Raw genomic sequence first — 17531 nt, 5'->3', positions numbered from 1 at the left:
TACGAACACGAAACCGACCCGGCTACGCTACGGCTGGCCGCCTGACCACACGAAGACGTGTCCACTTCTCGGGGCGAAGGCCCCAGCGTCCGTGCCGGTCGCACTGCAGGAATGCGCAGGTCTGGTCGCGTGCGATGACTGCTTGGCGCAGGATCTTGCCTGGTTGGTAGGTGGTGGTGGAGTAGTCGGTCAGGATCCCGGTGATCGGGTCGGTGACCAGTCGTTGCCAGGTCGCGTCGGTCGCGATCCGTGCGGCGACGTCGGCGGGGATCGGCCCGTAGCCGTCCAGCTGGCCGGGGGTGTCGTCGAGGCCGAGGAGCGTGCTGGCCGGGATGGTGATGCGGATGTGTGGCTTGACCGGGATGACGCGCACACTGGCTGCGTCGCAGGTGCACCCACCGCAGGTGCAGCCCGACGGCGGCACGGTCGTGCGCGGCAGCACGGAACCCGCCAGCACGGAACCCGCCGGCACGGAACCCGCCGGCACGGAACCCTGTGGTGCGGGACCCGCCGGTGTAGTACCCGCCGGTGTGGGGTCTTTCGGTGTGGGGTCGCAGGGTGCCTGGGGTGGGACGACGAGGCGGCCGGTCGTGATCGCGACCAGGGCGTCGGCCCGTGCCTGGGCCAGGGTCCTGGTGGACCCGGGTGCACGGCGCAGGGTGTGCGCGGCCTGCTCGATGGCGTCCCAGACGGCGGTGGCGTCGGTGGCGGGCAGGTTCGCGCTGATCCAGGCCATCTGGTTGTCGGCGGGGTCCAGGAAGACGGCGCGGCGGGTCATGGCGTGCTTGGCCACCGTGGTCCGGCCGTGCAGGGCGTTCGCGTAGGCGTTCATCTTGTCGCGTAACCACCGGCGGGTGTGGTCCGGTGCCTGCGGTAGGTACCGCGTGATGGCCTCCTCGCGTTCCTCGGTGCTCAGCGGGTTGCCGCTGCGTAGCAGGATGTCGGCCTTCNCCGCACCGCGGGCCAGATGCTTGTTCGCCTCGCCCTGCGGCACGCGGAGCCGGGCACTGATCTCCGCGGCCGCCGCGTTGTGCTCCTTCGTCCAGCCACGACGCCGGGTGATCTCGGCCAGCGCCCGGGACTGCATCGCCGTGGCCCACGACACCACGTCCTGCCACCGCGCAGCCACGTCCAGCAGCATGTCGTCCCCGAGATCAGCAACCTCCAGCTCGGCGAGCGCACCGACCAGCCCCGCGCCGATGGGCAGGGAGTCGATGGGCGGCGAGTCGATGGGCGGCGAGTCGATTCCGGTGTCGACCACATCGCTGGCGTCATCGGCCGGTGGCATGCCGGCGGTCGCGTCGTCGGTGGGCGTGCCCTGCCGAGTCGTGGTCCGGACGGCCGCCGCCGGGCCGTGCCCACGCCACGACACGATCGCCGCAGGCAGCACGCCCTCTCCGTCCAGGCAGCCCGCGCCCCAGCTCCAGGTGGGCGGCGACGACATTACCGGACCACTGCCGAGCATCGAGCCGGAGGGCATGGTGGATGAACCGATCGTGGACGACGAGCTCAGGGCACGGCCCAGCGTCCGTTCGAGCTCGGCGGTGAGCCCGCGAGCCGGGCCGGTGCTCATGCCCATCGCGTACACCTTCCGTCGTCAGTGATGTGAGTCTTGATGCGATGAATGATCGCCTACATGTCGAATATATGTTCGATAGCGATCGGCTGCATCCCCAGATTCGAAGTTGTGGACAAACGCCGGGGTCCAGATACCCGAAGGGCCCGGGAGTGCGAGCACGGGCCGTGGATCCCGACCCTACTCACGCTCACCGACATCCCGGCACCGAGATCCCGCAGGGACGGTGGTGCTCCGGACGGGGGTCGTGACGCCCGGTCAGCCGATGCTCTTGACCACCTGGCCGGGCACACGCGACCAGCATGCCGGCGGGCACGTCACGGGTGACGACGACACGGGCCGCGATCGCGCAGACCCACGACATCGTTCGCCACTCATTGCTCGACGCGGCCACCAGTGCCGGCTGCGACCCGAACACGTACGAGGTCGGAGAACCTCGGACTCAGCCGGGCCGTGCGCTCACCGTGTGGGCGACTCACCCCATGACGACATCGACTGCCCCGTACCTGGACGACAAAGGGCCGGACGACACCGGATACCGGGCCCTGGCTCCCCGAACCGGTCGACACGAGCACCGACCCGACGCTGGGTGCGGAGCAGGCGGAGGCAGCGCGCGGCTGCGATGGCTCAGTCCCCGGTAGAGCGTCGGACCTCCGCACCGGCTCGTAGAGTGCGCGGGATCTCGGCGACGTCGTCGACGCGCGCGACGAGGCGTTCGACGTCGTCGGCCGGTGCGGGCGAATCGACGGTGAGCGTGTAGACGATGCCGGTGGAACGCCACTGATCGTCGAAAGCGCCGTCGGCGATCACGACGGCACCGGTCACGGGAATGCCGAGCTCGCGTGCTTCGCGGAAGGTGTCGTTGAGGACGCAGACCGCGACGGCGAGATGGAGCATCTGTGCACCGTTGCTCGCCGGACGGGCGACGATCCCGTTGGCCGTCCAGGCGTGGGGGAGGGTGACCCCGTCGGCGGGGCGGAGGCTACCTGCACCGGCGGTGATGCCGAAGGGTGACAGCGCGCTCATAGATGCAGCATGCACGGTGTCGGGGGATCGGGCACGTAAGCATGGGCAACCGCCGGTCGGAGGAGCGGTAGCCCGTCAGGCGTACGACCAGCGTCCGTCCTGGTGCGGCCGCGGCCGGGCCGGGACGGACGCGCCGCGCTCGACGGCGGCCACCTGGCCGGTGTTGTACTGGTCGGCGATGTACTGGCTGAACTGGCCGGAGTCCGCGGTGTGCGAGTTGTCCACGTAGTCGTACGCGCTGTATCCGCTCGGTCCGGCGGAGTACGTCCCGCTCGGGGCGGGCGCGGCATACCCGGCGGACGGCGCTGCCGGGTACCCGCCGGAGCCATAGGCCTGCTGGCCGGACCCGTAGTCCAGCTCGGACCCCGCGGCGTACCGGGGCTCGTAGGCGTCCTGGTCCGGTATCGGTGTGGGCCGGTAGGCGGGGTAGGCGCCGGTGTTGACCTGCTGCGCGGACGGTTCCCACCGGTCGGTCTGGGGGTTCGGGGCGTCGAAGGTGGGGGCGGCACCCTGCGCGGCGGTGTTCTGCGCGGCGTAGCCCGGCGCTGCGTAGCTCTGAGCCGCAGCCTGCTGGGCCGCAGCCTGCTGCGCCGCGAACAGGGCGGACGCACCGGCGTCGGGCTGCACGCCGTTCAGCTCACCGTGGATCCGCCCGGCGAGGTTCGCGGCGATGGCGAAGCGCAGCGGGGCGAGGGAGTCCACGGACATCGTGCCCGTCACGGCGGGGGGCGGCAGAAAGGCGAACACCTCGTCGTCGTCGAGCCGCAGGCCCTGACCGAGTGCGGCGTTCAGGGTCTCCTCGAGCAGGTACTCGGCTCGGCCTTCCTCGCCCTCGAGCTCGGCGAACATGTCGTCCATGGTGCTCCACCGGCGTTCGAGCGTGCCCTCGACCGTGTCGAGGAACCACCAGCCGTCGAGGGACTCGAGGAACATGTCGCCGAAGCAGGAGGCGAACCGCGGGGTCTTGTCACCGGTCCCGATCCACGACCAGGACGACAGCGCGAACTCGTAGGCGTCAGGTGCGAATTCTCGGATCAGGTGCACCCTGCGCATGTTGCCATGATCACACTCCGAGCAAAAGAGGCGTACTGGACACGTAACGATTCGGCTCGGGTGAAATGACCAAGTGTTTTCTTCCCGGAAACACGTGGCGGCAGGTCCGGGGACACGATTACGGTCTCGGCCATGGAGCAGAGGGAGCAGCGCGCGGTCGACCTGCGGGTCCAGGAGTACTACGCGGGGCGGACGGGGTGGGACGAGCACGCGCGGCTCACCGCCACGGCGCAGGGTCCGGTGGAGCACATCAGGACGCAGGAGCTGATCCGGCAGCGGCTCGTGCCGGGCGCGCGGGTTCTCGACGTCGGCGGGGCCACCGGGGTGCACGCGGTGCCGCTGGCCGCGGACGGGTACGACGTGCTGCTGGTGGACCCGGTCCCCGGGCAGGTCGCCCGTGCGGCGCAGCACGGCACGTTCGAGGCGCGGATCGGCGACGCGCGGGACCTCGCGGCGCCGGGCCTGGGGCTCGCGGACGGATCGTTCGACGCCGTGCTGCTGCTGGGCCCGCTCTACCATCTCGCGAACCGTGCGGACCGGCTCCGCGCGCTCGGGGAGGCGGTCCGGGTGGCCCGGCCGGGCGGATTCGTGGCGGCCGCCGCCATCACGCGGCTCGCGGCGCTGGTCGGCGGCGGCTACGAGGTGTTCCGGCCCACGGACTGGCAGGCGGTGCTCGAGCACGGTGCGGCACCTGACGACATCCCGTTCCCGGCGGCCCACTTCCACGACGCCGCGGAGCTGGCGGCCGAGGCGACGGACGCGGGGCTGTCCGACGTCGTCGTGCACGGCATCGAGGGGCCCGCCGGCGGGGCGCTGGAGCGGGTGGCCCTGGACGCCCCGGAGGCGCAGGCGCTGATCGACGCGGCCCTCACGCTCGCGCGGTCGCTGTCGACCACCGGCGGGGTGACCGACATGAGCCAGCACATCCTGGCGATCGGTACGGTCGCGTCATGACCGCCACCACCAGCCCGATCCCCAGGACCGACCCGCCGCTGACCGGCGACGAGATCACGACGCTGCGGACGTTCGTCAACTACTACCGCGCCACCATCCGGCGCCAGTGCGACGGGCTGACCGTCGAGCAGCTGCGCACCCCGCACGCGCCGTCGACCATGACGCTGGCCGGGATGCTCAAGCACCTCGCGTACGTCGAGGACGTGTGGTTCAACGTACGGCTCGCCGGCAACGAGCCGGCCCCGCCGTGGGACACGGTGGACTGGGCGGCCGACGACGACTGGGACTGGCACAGTGCCCTCGACGACACGCCCGAGCAGCTCACCCGCTTGTTCGACGACGCCGTCGCGGCCTCGGAGCGGATCCTCGACCACGTGCTCGCCGAGACGCCTGCGCCCGGCAAGGGCGCCCTGGACCGGACCGCAGCACGTGCCGGACGCATGGGGCAGTTCTCCCTGCGCTGGATCCTCGTGCACATGGTGGAGGAGTACAGCAGGCACGCCGGACACGCCGACCTGCTGCGTGAGGCGCTGGACGGCGCCACGGACCTCTGACGCGAGGGCGCCGGCCGACGCGTCAGAGCAGGAACCACGCGTAGTCGGCGGCCTCGAGCACGATCCAGAACCGCAGGAACCGGCCCACCAGGCCGGTGCCGACGAACAACCACATCCGTACCCGCAGCACGCCGGCGACCACCGACATCAGCATGAACGGCGGCAGCCCTGCGAACGCCGAGGCGAGCAGCACCAGCCCGGTGTACACGGGGCGCCCGTCGGTGCGGTCCCGCCACCGCGTCATCGCGGCGGAGACCTTGGGCGCCTCCAGCTTGCGGCGCAGCCACGGCAGACGGGTGGTCCCCGCACCCGCCCAGTACCAGAGCAGCTTGCCGGCGACCTGTCCGGCGGCCGCGACGGCGGCCAGGACCACGCTCGGGTAGGAGTCGTCGACGGCGGCGACCGCGAGATACGCCTCGAGCGCCAGGAAGGCCGCGACGGCGGCGCCCGCGGAGTAGAAGAACGTGGACAGCAGGAGCATCGGGCCGGAGAGTTCTCAGCCGGCGAGGCCCGTGCGGGTGGTCTGGCTCACAGTGGGACGTTAGCGCCCGCGGCGACGAGCTGCCGAATCAGCGCCTCCGCCGGCGGCGCCGGCGGGCCGACGGTCAGCGCCTTGACCCGGCGCACCGCGCCCGGCAGGGGCGCGGTCGCGATCCCGGGATGCCGGTGGGCACGCAGGGTGAGGCCCGGCAGCAGGCTCACGCCCGCACCCGCGGCGACCAGGGCCTGCACCGCCACGTAGTCGTCGGTCTCGAAGGCGATGCGTGGGGCGAACCCCACGGCGGCGCAGCGCGCGACCAGGTCGGCACGACACCGCTCGCAGCCGGCGATCCACTCCTCGTCGTCCAGCACCTTCAGGTCGGGCACGTACCCGGGCACGGGGGCCGCGTCGAGGTCGGCCGCCGTCACGAGGTTGACCGGGTCGTCCAGGATCGTCGTCGACTCGTAGCGCGACAGGTCCTCCATCGAACGCGCGTGGCGCACGTCGATGTGCTCGAACACCAGCGCGACGTCGACGGCCCCCGACTGCAGGGCGGCCACGGCGTCCGGCGGCTCGTGCTCCACCAGGCCGACCGAGAGCCCCGGATGCTCCTGCTGGAGCCGGGCGACGGCGTCGGGCACCACGGTGGCGAGGGCCGACGGGAACGCGGCGAGACGGGCGCGGCCCGCGCGCAGGCCGGCGAGCGCGTCGAGCTCGCGGCGGGCGCCCTCGACACGGCCGAGGATCTCCTCGGCACGGTTCGCCAGCAGGCGGCCGGCCTCCGTGAGGCGCACGCCGCGGCCGTGGCGCTGCAACAGCGGGATGCCCGCGTCGGCCTCCAGGCGGGACAGGTGGTGGCTCACCGACGGCTGCGCGTAGTGCAGCTCCTTCGCCGCTGCCGTGACGGAGCCGGTACGGGCCACCGCCGCGAGGACGCGCAGCCGGGTGAGGTCGAGCTCTGCGGTCATGCCCCCAGGCTAACCCAGAAAGATAGGTGCTATCGATCGAAAGTCTTCGTAACAGGTATTGGACCTATGGGTCATGTGCGGGTCACGCTGGACCCATGACGCTCGCGACGCTCCCCGCCCTCCTCCCGTCAGCGACACCACCGACCATCGCCGACGTGCTCGCCGCCCAGGCCCGCCTCGACGGCACCGTGGTCCGCACCCCCGTCGGCGAGTACGCGGAGCTCGACCGCGCCACCGACGCCGCGATCGTCGTCAAGCACGAGAACCAGCAGCGCACCGGCGCGTTCAAGGCCCGCGGCGCCAGCAACCTCCTGCTGTCCATGTCCGACGCCGAGCGCGCCCGCGGCGTCGTCGCCTACTCCACCGGCAACCACGCCCAGGGCGTCGCGTACGCCGCACGCCTGACCGGCACCGCCTGCACCATCGTCATGCCCGACGACCCCAACCCCGTCAAGCTGCGCGCCGTGCTCGACCAGGGCGCCGACGTCCTGCTCCACGGCGCCACCTTCGACGACGCCCGCGAGCAGGCCACCGCACTCGCCCAGGACTCCGGCGCCCGCCTCGTCGGCGCCGCCAACGAGCCCGACATCATCGCCGGGGTCGGCACCCTCTACCTCGAGCTGTTCCAGCAGGCCCCCGGCCTCGACGTGCTCGTCGTCCCTGTCGGCGGAGGGTCCGGCGCCGCCGCCGCCAGCCTCGTCGCCGCCGCCGTCGCACCCCGCACCGAGGTCATCGGCGTCCAGTCCGCCGCCTCGCCCGCCGCCCACGACTCCTGGCACACCGGGACGCTCGTCGAACGCGCCAACACCACCCGCGCCGAGGGCCTCGCGGTCGGCTGCGGCTTCGAGCTCACCCAAGCACTGATGCACGAGCACCTCACCGACTTCGTGCTCGTCGGCGACGACCAGATCACCACCGCCCAGCAGCTCTACCTCACCGGCGCGCACACCGTCGCCGAGGGAGCCGGCGCGGCGGCGCTCGCGGCCGTCCTCGCCGACCCCGAGCGGTTCGCGGGGCGGCGGGTCGGCGTGGTCTGCACGGGCGGGAACGCCAGCGCGGAGGAGCTGCGGCGCGCCCTGGTCCGGCGACCCGACTAGGCTCCTCGGCATGGCCCGCTACTTCGACGTCCACCCCGTCGACCCCCAGCCGCGCAGCATCGGGCAGGTCGTCTCCATGCTGCGCGACGGCGCCCTGGTCGCCTACCCGACGGACTCCTCGTACGCGCTGGGCTGCCGCATGGACTACCACGACGGCGCCGACCGCATCCGGAGCATCCGCAAGCTCGACGACAAGCACCACTTCACGCTGGTGTGCTCGGACTTCGCGCAGCTCGGGCAGCTCGTGAAGCTCGACAACTCGGCGTTCCGGGCCATCAAGGCGGCCACCCCGGGGCCGTACACGTTCATCCTCCCGGCCACCGCCGAGGTGCCCCGCCGGCTCGCGCACCCCAAGAAGAAGACGGTGGGCGTGCGCATCCCGGACTCCGCCGTGACGCAGGCGCTGCTGCGCGAGCTCGGTGAACCGCTGCTGTCCTCCACCCTCATCCTGCCGGACCAGACCGAGCCGCTGACCGACGGCTGGACCATCAAGGAGGAGCTGGACCACGTGCTCGACGCCGTCGTCGACGGCGGGGACGCGGGGACCGAGCCCACCACGGTCGTCGACTGGTCCGACGGTTTCCCCGACGTGGTGCGCGTGGGCGCGGGGGATCCGGCCCGCTTCGAGTGACGCCATTCGAGTGACGCCACGGGCGCCCGTCCGCGGTGTCACCGGGTTCGCATAGCCTGAGCGCATGACGGACCCCACCGGGCTCGAGCAGGCCCGTACCAAGATGACCGAAGCCGGCGTGGCACCCGCCGCCATCGAGACGTTCACGCGGTTCTACCATCTGCTCCAGGCGGGTGAGAGCGGCCTGATTCGTGAGGACGACATCGATCCGCTCGTCGACATCCCGAACCGCGCGGAGCTGGAGATCGGTGCCGACGAGGCGGCCGCTGCCCTCGCCCGGACCGCGATGCTCAAGCTCAACGGTGGGCTGGGCACGTCCATGGGCATGGACCAGGCGAAGTCGCTGCTGCCGGTCCGGGTCGCGCCGGGCTCGGCCGAGGGTGCCGGCGACGGCCCGGCCACCGAGCCCGAGATGCTCACCTTCCTCGACATCATCGTCGGTCAGGTCCGCGCCGCGCGGCAGGCCACGGGGGCCCGGCTCCCGCTGCTGTTCATGAACTCGTTCCGCACCCGTGACGACTCGCTGGCAGCCCTGGAGCGCTACCCGGACATCGCGGTGGACGGCCTGCCCGTCGACTTCCTGCAGAACCGGGAGCCCAAGCTGCTCAGCGACGACCTGACGCCCGTCACCTGGGAGAAGGACCCCGACCTCGAGTGGTGCCCGCCCGGGCACGGCGACCTGTACCCGGCGCTGCACGCTTCCGGTGTGGTCGTCGCGCTGCTGGAGGCCGGCTTCCGGTACATGTGCGTCTCGAACTCGGACAACCTCGGGGCCACGCCGGACGCCACGATCGCGGGCTGGTTCGCCGCGTCGGGCGCCCCGTACGCCGCCGAGCTCTGCCGCAAGACGCCGGCCGACGTCAAGGGCGGGCAGCTCGTGGTCCGCAAGGCCGACGGCCGCATCGTCCAGCGCGAGACCGCGCAGACCCACCCCGACGACAGCGCCGTGTCGCTGGACGCCACCCGGCACCCGTTCTTCCACACGAACAACCTCTGGTTCGACCTGGAGGCGCTGGCCGCCGAGCTGGAGCGCACCTCGGGGGTGCTCGAGCTGCCGCTGATCCGCAACGACAAGACGGTCGACCCGGCCGACCCGTCGTCGCCGAAGGTGGTGCAGATCGAGTCCGCGATGGGCGCGGCGGTCGCCGTCTTCGAGGGTGCGACGGCGATCGAGGTGGAGCGGTCACGGTTCCTGCCGGTCAAGACGACCAACGACCTGCTCGTGCTGCGGTCGGACGTGTACGACCTCACCGACGACTACCGGCTCGAGGCCCAGGCCCCGGCACCGCTCGTGGACCTGGACAAGGCGCACTACAAGCTCATCGACTCCTTCACGGAGCGGTTCGCGGCGGGCGCGCCGTCGCTGCGCGACGCCGACTCGCTGACCGTGCGCGGCGACTGGACCTTCGGGGCGGGCGTGCGAGCCGAGGGCAAGGCGCAGCTCGCCGGCGACGGTGGCACGGTGCCGGACGGTGCGACGGTGGGCCCGAACGGCTTCTGACCCGGTCCCGGCCCGGGACCGGCCCGGGACCGGCCCGGGACCGGCCCGGCCCCGGCCCGGAGTGGTCGGCAGAACGTCAGGTGATCGGCACCCCGGAATGCCGACCTCCTGACCTTCTACCGATCATCCGGTGCCCCTGCTGTACGGGCGCGCCACGCCTCCTCCAGCGCGACGATCCGTTCGCGGAGCGCCGTCGGGTCCGCGGTCGGCGGTACCGGGCCGCCCGCCGCGGCGTCGGCGAGCCAGTCCGCCCAGGCCTGCCAGCGCGGCAGATAGAGGTCGCGGACCAGGCCCTGCCAGTGCCTGCCCGAGTAGTCGTGCAGGCCGTTGTGCTGCCCGCCCCAGACACTGACCAGGCTCCGAGCCTCGCGCTCCATGGCATCCCGTTCCACGTCGGTGTCACCCCACGCGCGGGCGGCGTCGACCCAGGTGGTGACCCGGGTCTCCGGGCGGGCGCCGGCCAGGTCGTCGAGCGTCAGCAGGTCGGTGCGCAGGCGGCTCATGTGGGCGCGGACGCCGTCCGGGTCGCCCGCACGGGCCGCCGCCAGGATGCCGCGCACGTGCACCCGGGTGCCCTGCGCGAGGACATGGCCGGTGAGGTCGGCGATGTCGGCGTCGAGGACGTCCCGCGCGGGCGTGGACGGCGGGAGGGTGTCGCGAACCTGGGCGAGGTCCCGCGCCGCCGCGGCCAGGCGGGGGAGTGCGGCGGCGATCGCGGGGTCGTTCTCGGCGTCCACGTTCGACGACGGCGTGGGCGGCCGGGCCTCCGCCGCCGGCCCGGCCCCGCCCGCCGTCGTCGGACCGGCGAGCGCCTCGCCCGCGCTGCGCTGGGCGGGGAACGGGAGCCCCGCGGTCCAGGGGCGCGCGATGACGGGGGTCGGGATGGTGCGGGTGCGGCCGTCCGCATAGAGGGTGGAATTAATAGTGTGCCAAGCGCGTAGCGCCACGTGTGCGGCGGGGTCCGCGGGTGACAGCCCGTACCGGTCCAGGACGAACCGCTCGACCCAGGCGTCGAGGTCCGCGGGGGAGCGCGGGGCGTCGTCCCAGGCGAGGTCGGTCGCGAGCGCGTAGAAGATCTCGTTGTTCTCGATGGCCTCCGGGGCCAGGCCGACGCCCCGCAGGTTCGGGACGCCGTCCGGGAGGGCCTGCACGTCCCGGACGAGGCCGGGCAGGTCGCCGAACAGCGCCGGCCGGCCCCCGAAGTTGTGCAGCGCGCACCAGACCCACGGCCGTCCGCCCAGGGGCGCGCCGTCGGCGAGGAGGGCGGTGTGCAGCGGTACGTGCTCGCCCCAGAGGTCCAGGACGAGTGTCCGGTCGGTGGGCACGTCACGCAGGTATGCCGCCACGCGGTCCGGTGTCCAGTACGAGCCCTGGTAGTGGAACGGCCAGCCCTGGAGCACCCAGACGGCGTCGGGGTCGGCCGCAGCGAGGGCCTGGTACGTCCCCCGGCCGGCGGCGCGCAGGTGGTCGACGTCGCCCGACGGCGGCACCGACTCGATGTACGGGTCGACGGCGTAGTACCCGCTGCCCGGGCCGAGCAGCTCTCGCTGCACGCGCGCGAACGTCGCGAACAGGTCCTGGAAGCGGGCCGACGCCGGGTGCAGGAGCGGGACGTGCCAGTCCTGCCACTCGATCTCGTCGGCATCCGGGCCGGCGAGCGCGGGCGGGACGTGCCCACCGAACGCGGGGAGCACCGGCGTCATGCCGAGATCGCGCATCCGGTCCAGGATGCGCCCGGCGAGTTCCACACGGCGCTCCGCCCAGCGTGCGGGCAGCGGCCCGCCGAACGAGTGCATGCCGCCCATGAATGTCCACGGGAGGTGCGCGGCGCCGCCCAGCCACTCGGCGGCGTCGGCGGGAGGCAGGCCCGCCCGGCGGAAGGTCTCGCCCAGCACCGCCTCGTGGCCCACCAGCATGAGCGGGTGCGTGACGCCGTGCAGCGCCATCCAGTCGATCTCGCGCTCCCAGCGGTCCCAGCCCCAGAACGGCGTGGAGTAGCCGAAGGTCACGACGTTGAGGTAGTACCGCAGCTCGTGCGGCGACGAGACGGCGGTACGGCCCGCGTCCGGCAGCGGGCGCCGGTCCACGTGCGGCCGCTGCCAGCTCAGGCGCGTCCCCAGGTGCGTCCGGACGTACCGGGCCAGCGCGACGGACGCGGAGACCGCGTCGGTGCCCCGCACCGTGAGCCGTCCGTGCTCGGCCCGGTAGTCACCGGCGCTGTGCGCTGCGGAGGACAGCCGCTCGACCGTGACCAGGCGCCCGTCCAGGCCTGCCCGCTCCGCGACGCCACGGACGGCGTCGGCCCACGGGGCGCTCACGGGGCGCTCACGACGAGCCTCCGCCGACGGGACCGAGGACCCCGTCGGCCCACGGCCCGAAGTCCACGACACCGGCGCCCGCGCGGGACTCCTCGGCCGCGAACGCCATGAGGTGGCTGTCGAGCGCGGTGGCGAAGGACAGCTCGCCCGCTCCGACGGTGCCGTCGGCCACCGCGCGGCAGAACGCGTCCATGAGCCCGTCGTCGCCCCCGGCGTGCCTCCCGCGACCGGTGGGACCGTCGGCGGGGCGGGCCACGAGCGTGTGGGTCGCGTGCCCGAGCGGGCCGTCCGTGCCGGAGCCGACCAGCTCGATGTCAGACACAGCGTCGCGGGGAGCGTCGGGCAGAGCGTCGGGCAGAGTGTCGAGCAGAGCGTCGGGCAGCCGGCCCGTCGGCGAGAAGAGGTCGACGCGGATCTCGCCCGACTCCATGTGCCCGTGCAGCTGGCCGCGCGTGCCGGTGATCGCCAGGTGCCGCGTGTTCTCGGCGGTGAACGCGCTGGCCGTGAGCGAGGCGGTCAGGCCGGAGCCGAACCGCATCAGCGTCTGCTGGTGGTCGGCCACGTCGTTGTCGGCGTGGTAGACGCAGCGGCCGTACGGTCCGCGCCGCAGGGCGGCGAGGCGACCGGCGGGGGACAGGTCGCTGCCGAGCATCGTGACCGGGTGGTCGGTGACGTCCCGGAGGGCGTCGACGTAGTAGCGAGGCGCGTAGAACGGGCAGTCCGCGGCGGCGGGGCAGCCGTCGGTGCAGCGGTCGGGGGCGCCGTCGGGCGCGTTCTCGGGGCGGAAGTGCAGCAGCGAGCCCTCGCTCGCCACGGTCCGGGGTGCCGCCCCGGCGAGCCAGCGGATCAGGTCGAGGTCGTGGCACGTCTTGGCGAGCACCATCGGGCTGGACGTCGCGGCGCTGCGCCAGCTACCCCGCACGAACGAGTGCGCGAAGTGCCAGTACCCGATGTTCTCGCGCACCTCGATCGTCGCGAGGTCGCCGAGCGTGCCCGAGGCGACGAGCGTGCGCACCGCGCGCCAGAACGGCGCGAACCGCAGCACGTGCCCGACGGCGATCCGGGCACCGGTCCGGCGCACCACGCGGGCCAGCTCGGTGAGGTCGGGCAGCGTGGGGGCGGCGGGCTTCTCCAGCAGCATCGGCACGCCCGCGTCGGCCACGGCGGCCGCCGCCGCGACGTGGAGGGCGTCCGGTAGCGCGACGACCACGGCGTCGGGCCGCAGCCGGCCGAGGTCGGCGACCAGGCCGGACCAGTCGGGGTAGCGGGCGGCCGTCGTGCCGGCGAGGGCGTCCAGGCGGTGCCGGTCGGGTTCGGCGACCGCCACGATCCGGGCGCGGTCCGGGTGTGCCCTGACCCAGCGGCCGTAGGCTTCGGCGCCCCGGCCGCCCGCGCCGAGCACGGCCAGCCGGACCGGTGTCGTCGTCATGTCCCTCACCTCTCCGCGCCCTGCACGAGGCCCGACACGATGTACCGCTGCACGAGGAAGAAGACGATCACCACGGGCACGGTCACCGCTATCGAGCCGGCCAGGAGCACCGTGACCGGCACCTGGAAGTCGCCGAGCTGCGCGATGCCGAGCGGCGCCGTCCAGAGGTCGCGGTGCTGCACGAGGAACAGCAGAGCGTAGAAGTACTCGTTCCAGGCGATCATGAACACGTAGATGGCGGTGGCGACCACACCGGGGACCGCTATCGGCAGCACGACCCGGACGAGGAGCTGGCCGAGCGTGCAGCCGTCCATGATCGCCGCCTCCTCGACGCTCTGCGGCAGTGCGAGGAAGAAGTTGCGCATCATGTACAGGGCGACGGGCACCGTGGCCGCCACGTAGACGATCAGCAGGCCCACCAGGGTGCTCGTCAGGCCCAGGCGGGACAGGATGACGAACTTCGGCACGGCCAGCACGATCCCGGGGAACAGGTAGACCGCGAGGATGATGCCGTTCGTGACGGCCCGCCCGCGGTACCGCAGACGGGCGGCGGCGTAGGCGCCGAGCACACAGACCAGGATGCTCAGCACGACCGTCGCCGCCGCGACGCCCAGGGAGTTGAGCACGAACCGGCCGAGGCCGAACCCGCCGTCCGACTCGTCCCGCATCGCCGTGGCGAACGCCGACAGGTCGAGTCGCGACGGCAGCCCCAGGGGGTCCCTGGTCACGTCCGTGTACGGACGCACGGACAGCAGCACGCCGTAGACGACGGGCCCCAGCGACCACAGCAGCGCGACGGCGACCACGACTGCGCGGCCGGCGCGCGCGGCACGGCTGGGGCGTACCCCGCTCATGACTCCTCCGTCCGTCGGGACAGCAGCACGTACCCCGCGAGCAGCACGGCCAGGATCAGGCTCATGAGCAGGCCGAACGCCGCGGCGCTGCCGATGTCCGCCTTGGTGACCAGCTCCGTGTACACCTGGATGGCCATGACCTGCGTGCTGCCGGCTCCCTCGGTGAGCAGGTAGACGTCGTCGAAGGTCTGGAACGACCAGATGAACCGCAGCAGGAGCAGCAGCAGGGCCACCGCCCGCAGCTGCGGGAGCAGGATGAACCGCAGCGCCTGACGGCGGTTCGCGCCGTCGAGCGCGGCGGCCTCCTCGATCTCGCCGGGTACCGACTGGAGCCGGGCGGTGAGGAACAGGAACGCGAGCGGCGCCGACTTCCAGACGTCGAACAGCACCACGACGAGCAGCGCGACCGGTACGGGGACGCCCAGGACGTCGGCCGACGTCGTGCTGAGGAAGCCGACCGGGGTGTCCCAGCCCAGGTACGCCCTGCCGAACGCGTTGACCACGCCGTACTGGGGGTTGAGCGCCGTCTTCCAGATCGTGGCCGCCGCCACGACCGGCAACACGTACGGCACCAGGAGGAGGGCACGGACGAGGCCGCGGCCGCGGAAGGGGCGCCGCAGCGCCAGCGCCAGCACGAGGCCGACGGCGAGCGACCCGACCGCCGTCAGTCCCGCGTACAGCACCGTCGTCCACAGGGCGCCCCAGAAGGCCTGCGACGCCGCGGCCCGCCGGAAGTTGTCCAGCGTCCACTCGACCGGCTCGGTGCCGAGGAACGGGATGTCGACCAGGCGGATCTCGGAGAACCCGAACACGACCACCAGCGCGAACGGCACCAGCACCACCAGGCCCACCAGCGCGAGCGACGGCGAGACGAGCAGCCACCCCGAACGGTTCGCGCGCCGGGCCGCCGTCGACGGGCGGGCCGTCACTGGTCCTGCTGCAGCGCCGTCACCTCTGCGGCCATCTGGCGGGTCACCTCTGCCGGGTCGGTGCCCTGGTACAGGGGGTCGAGCTGCTGGGCGAGCGTGCCCTGGGTGGCCACCAGGCCGGCGAGCGTGGCGTCCGGGGTGCCCTGGCCCCAGCGGGAGACGGCGGCCATGCCGTCACCCATGGCGGTGACCAGGTCGTCCCCGTACACCTCGGCGACGGAGGACTCGACCTTCGGCCCGAAGCCCAGGTCGCCCCACGCGTCGAGGTACTCGGTGGGGCTCTCCGGGGTGCCGGTGCGCAGGGGCAGCCTGCCCTCGGTCGCGACGGCGAGCGTGTCGGTGTAGCCCTCGCTCATGACGTACTCGATGTACTGGCGTGCCTCCTCGCTGTCCGCGTGCGCGGGGACGGCGTAGGCGAGGGTGGCCCCGAACTGTGCCGGCTCCGCCCCGGGTGCGGACGGTTCGAGGACGGTGATGAAGTCCGAGCTCTGCGCGAGGAACGCGGGGTCGTCGGCGCACTCCTTGCACGACGGCGGGACCGCCTCGTCGAGGTTCGCCAGCTCGTCGAGGATGTGCGTCGAGAAGAGGAGCATCGCCGCGTCGCCGGCGAGATAGGCGGCGCGCGCGGACTCGACGTCGTAGTCACCGGAGACCGACGAGTCGCGCAGCTCCTTGAAGTGCCGGGCGGCCTCGGTGCACTCGGGGGCGTCGACCGTCACCGCACCCTCGGTCACCAGCCGGCAGCCCGCCGACTGGAAGACCGACTCGATGCCCTCCGTGCCGGACGCGGTGCCGGACTGGGTACCGAGCGCGATGCCCGTGACACCGAGCTCCTCCTTGACGGTGGTCGCCGCCCTGGCGAGCTCGGGGACCGTGGTGGGTACCTCGACCCCTGCCTTGTCGAGCAGGTCGGCGCGGTAGGCGATGAGGTGCACCCAGCCGTCGCTGGGCACCGCGGCGACGGTGCCGCCCTCGTCGTCGCCCTGCACGGTCACGGCGCCGAGCGCGTTCTCGTTGAACGTCGAGGGATCGAGCTCGTCCATGGCCAGCTGGACGACGTCGGTGTCGAGCAGCCCCTGCGCCTGCCAGGACGTGATCTGCGACGCTCCGGCCAGGACGACGTCGGGCACCTCGCCGGACGCGGCGCCCGTGACCAGCGCCTGGTCCTGGTCGGCGGCCGCGAGCGGCACCACGTCGACCTCGATGCCCGACTCCTCGGTGAACCGTGCGGCCACGGCCTCCTGCGCGGCGACCCGCTCCGGCGTGGACTGCGGTGTCCAGAAGGTGATGGACTCCGCCTGGTCCTCCTGCTCGGACGTGCCGCCGCACGCGGCGAGGAGGGTGGCGGTGGCGGTCAGTGCGACGACGACGGCGGACGAGCGGGTGCGACGATGCATGGGCTCTCCTCGATGCGGGTGCACCAGAGACTTCACCCGCGCGGAGGGCCAGTCAAGGCCGACGCGCCGGGACGTCCACCACGCGGGCGTCGCCGACGGCGGGGGAGCGGGCCCCCGCCGAGACGGCGGCGACGTCGGCGGCCAGGGCGTCGAGCTGGTCCGGTGGGACGAGCAGGCGCAGGTGCGCGACCGTGTCGTAGGCGGGGGCCTCCATGACGGACCCGTGGGACGACGCCCAGTCGCGCAGCATGTTGTCGATGCGTCCGGCATCTCCGTGCGGCACCGCCACCTCGACCTCGTACAGCAGCTCGCGGCGCAGCAGCGCCCCGGAGGCTGCCGCGACGTCGAGGGCCTCGGCGACCGTGCCGGAGTAGGCCCGCACGAGCCCGCCGGCACCGAGCTTCACGCCACCGAAGTAGCGGGTGACCACCGCGACCAGGTCGGTGACGCCCCGGTGCCGCAGCACCTCCAGCATGGGCACGCCGGCCGTGCCGCTGGGCTCGCCGTCGTCGGAGGAGCGGGCCTGCTCGGCCCGCGTGCCGAGCACCATCGCCACGCAGTGGTGGCGCGCGTCCCACCTCTCCTTGCGGACGCGCGCGATCACCGCGTCCGCCTCGGCGATGCTCCCGGCGGGAGCGAGGTGGGCCAGGAACCGGGACTTCTTGATGACCACCTCGTGGTCGACGGGGCGGGCGACGGTGCTGGGGAGGTCCACCGGACGAGAGTACGTGTCGGCGTGTCCCTTCCATTAATAGTGTGCCAA

Annotated in this window: 15 protein-coding genes; 5 read left to right on the top strand and 10 right to left on the bottom strand. The window is 72.9% G+C overall.

Annotated features, from left to right (window positions below):
* Nucleotides 1-2203: 2203 nt before the first annotated feature.
* Together ACYVK7_RS14195 and ACYVK7_RS14190 are read right to left on the bottom strand one after the other, a co-directional pair.
* On the bottom strand, nucleotides 2204-2602 hold the full coding sequence (locus tag ACYVK7_RS14195) for an OsmC family protein (protein ID WP_460888367.1): 399 nt from the start codon (nucleotides 2600-2602) through the stop codon (nucleotides 2204-2206).
* A 75-nt stretch (nucleotides 2603-2677) separates the two neighbouring features.
* Entirely contained in the window at nucleotides 2678-3655 is a 978-nt protein-coding gene (locus ACYVK7_RS14190) for a hypothetical protein (RefSeq protein ID WP_460888366.1), read from the bottom strand.
* A gap of 132 nt (nucleotides 3656-3787) precedes the next feature.
* On the opposite strand from ACYVK7_RS14190, the gene ACYVK7_RS14185 reads away from it, so the two are divergent.
* On the top strand, nucleotides 3788-4609 hold the full coding sequence (locus ACYVK7_RS14185; RefSeq protein WP_460888365.1) for a class I SAM-dependent methyltransferase: 822 nt from the start codon (nucleotides 3788-3790) through the stop codon (nucleotides 4607-4609).
* Complete coding sequence (locus ACYVK7_RS14180) at nucleotides 4606-5163, top strand: DinB family protein (RefSeq protein WP_460888364.1); 558 nt, start codon at nucleotides 4606-4608, stop codon at nucleotides 5161-5163. Before ACYVK7_RS14185 ends, ACYVK7_RS14180 begins: the two co-directional genes overlap by 4 nt.
* A gap of 22 nt (nucleotides 5164-5185) precedes the next feature.
* On the opposite strand, the gene ACYVK7_RS14175 is transcribed toward ACYVK7_RS14180, so the two are convergent.
* The gene (locus tag ACYVK7_RS14175; protein WP_460888363.1) at nucleotides 5186-5644 is read right to left on the bottom strand and encodes a hypothetical protein; all 459 of its coding nucleotides are present in this window, start codon (nucleotides 5642-5644) and stop codon (nucleotides 5186-5188) included.
* Between the two features lie 47 nt (nucleotides 5645-5691).
* Nucleotides 5692-6612 (bottom strand): LysR family transcriptional regulator, encoded by a 921-nt coding sequence (locus ACYVK7_RS14170; RefSeq protein ID WP_460888362.1) that lies wholly within the window; start codon nucleotides 6610-6612, stop codon nucleotides 5692-5694.
* A gap of 95 nt (nucleotides 6613-6707) precedes the next feature.
* Here ACYVK7_RS14170 and ACYVK7_RS14165 point away from each other — a divergent pair, with 95 nt between their 5' ends.
* The 3 genes from ACYVK7_RS14165 to ACYVK7_RS14155 all read left to right on the top strand — a co-directional run bounded on the left by ACYVK7_RS14165 (nucleotide 6708) and on the right by ACYVK7_RS14155 (nucleotide 9841).
* Complete coding sequence (locus ACYVK7_RS14165; RefSeq protein WP_460888361.1) at nucleotides 6708-7709, top strand: threonine ammonia-lyase; 1002 nt, start codon at nucleotides 6708-6710, stop codon at nucleotides 7707-7709.
* A 10-nt stretch (nucleotides 7710-7719) separates the two neighbouring features.
* Nucleotides 7720-8340: an L-threonylcarbamoyladenylate synthase gene (locus ACYVK7_RS14160; RefSeq protein ID WP_460888360.1), complete on the top strand. Its 621-nt coding sequence runs from the start codon at nucleotides 7720-7722 to the stop codon at nucleotides 8338-8340.
* Between the two features lie 64 nt (nucleotides 8341-8404).
* Complete coding sequence (locus ACYVK7_RS14155) at nucleotides 8405-9841, top strand: UTP--glucose-1-phosphate uridylyltransferase (RefSeq protein WP_460888359.1); 1437 nt, start codon at nucleotides 8405-8407, stop codon at nucleotides 9839-9841.
* Between the two features lie 116 nt (nucleotides 9842-9957).
* Here the strand turns inward: ACYVK7_RS14155 and ACYVK7_RS14150 are convergent, their stop codons facing one another.
* From ACYVK7_RS14150 to ACYVK7_RS14125, 6 genes are read right to left on the bottom strand one after another with little or no spacing between them, the layout of a single operon-like run.
* Nucleotides 9958-12159, bottom strand: a complete 2202-nt coding sequence (locus ACYVK7_RS14150) for an alpha-N-acetylglucosaminidase (RefSeq protein ID WP_460888358.1) — start codon at nucleotides 12157-12159, stop codon at nucleotides 9958-9960.
* A 7-nt stretch (nucleotides 12160-12166) separates the two neighbouring features.
* Entirely contained in the window at nucleotides 12167-13588 is a 1422-nt protein-coding gene (locus ACYVK7_RS14145) for a Gfo/Idh/MocA family protein (protein ID WP_460888357.1), read from the bottom strand.
* A 5-nt stretch (nucleotides 13589-13593) separates the two neighbouring features.
* Nucleotides 13594-14442, bottom strand: a complete 849-nt coding sequence (locus ACYVK7_RS14140; RefSeq protein ID WP_460888356.1) for a carbohydrate ABC transporter permease — start codon at nucleotides 14440-14442, stop codon at nucleotides 13594-13596.
* Entirely contained in the window at nucleotides 14439-15371 is a 933-nt protein-coding gene (locus ACYVK7_RS14135; protein WP_460888355.1) for a carbohydrate ABC transporter permease, read from the bottom strand. The genes ACYVK7_RS14140 and ACYVK7_RS14135 overlap by 4 nt, the downstream gene beginning before the upstream one ends.
* Nucleotides 15368-16768 (bottom strand): ABC transporter substrate-binding protein, encoded by a 1401-nt coding sequence (locus ACYVK7_RS14130; protein ID WP_460888354.1) that lies wholly within the window; start codon nucleotides 16766-16768, stop codon nucleotides 15368-15370. The genes ACYVK7_RS14135 and ACYVK7_RS14130 overlap by 4 nt, the downstream gene beginning before the upstream one ends.
* 52 nt (nucleotides 16769-16820) lie before the next feature.
* The gene (locus ACYVK7_RS14125) at nucleotides 16821-17483 is read right to left on the bottom strand and encodes an IMPACT family protein (RefSeq protein WP_460888353.1); all 663 of its coding nucleotides are present in this window, start codon (nucleotides 17481-17483) and stop codon (nucleotides 16821-16823) included.
* Nucleotides 17484-17531 lie beyond the last annotated feature (48 nt).

Source organism: Promicromonospora xylanilytica (genome assembly GCF_054782895.1).
The sequence above is the reverse complement of the archived record's forward strand: the minus strand, read 5'-3'. Positions and strand labels throughout refer to the sequence as shown.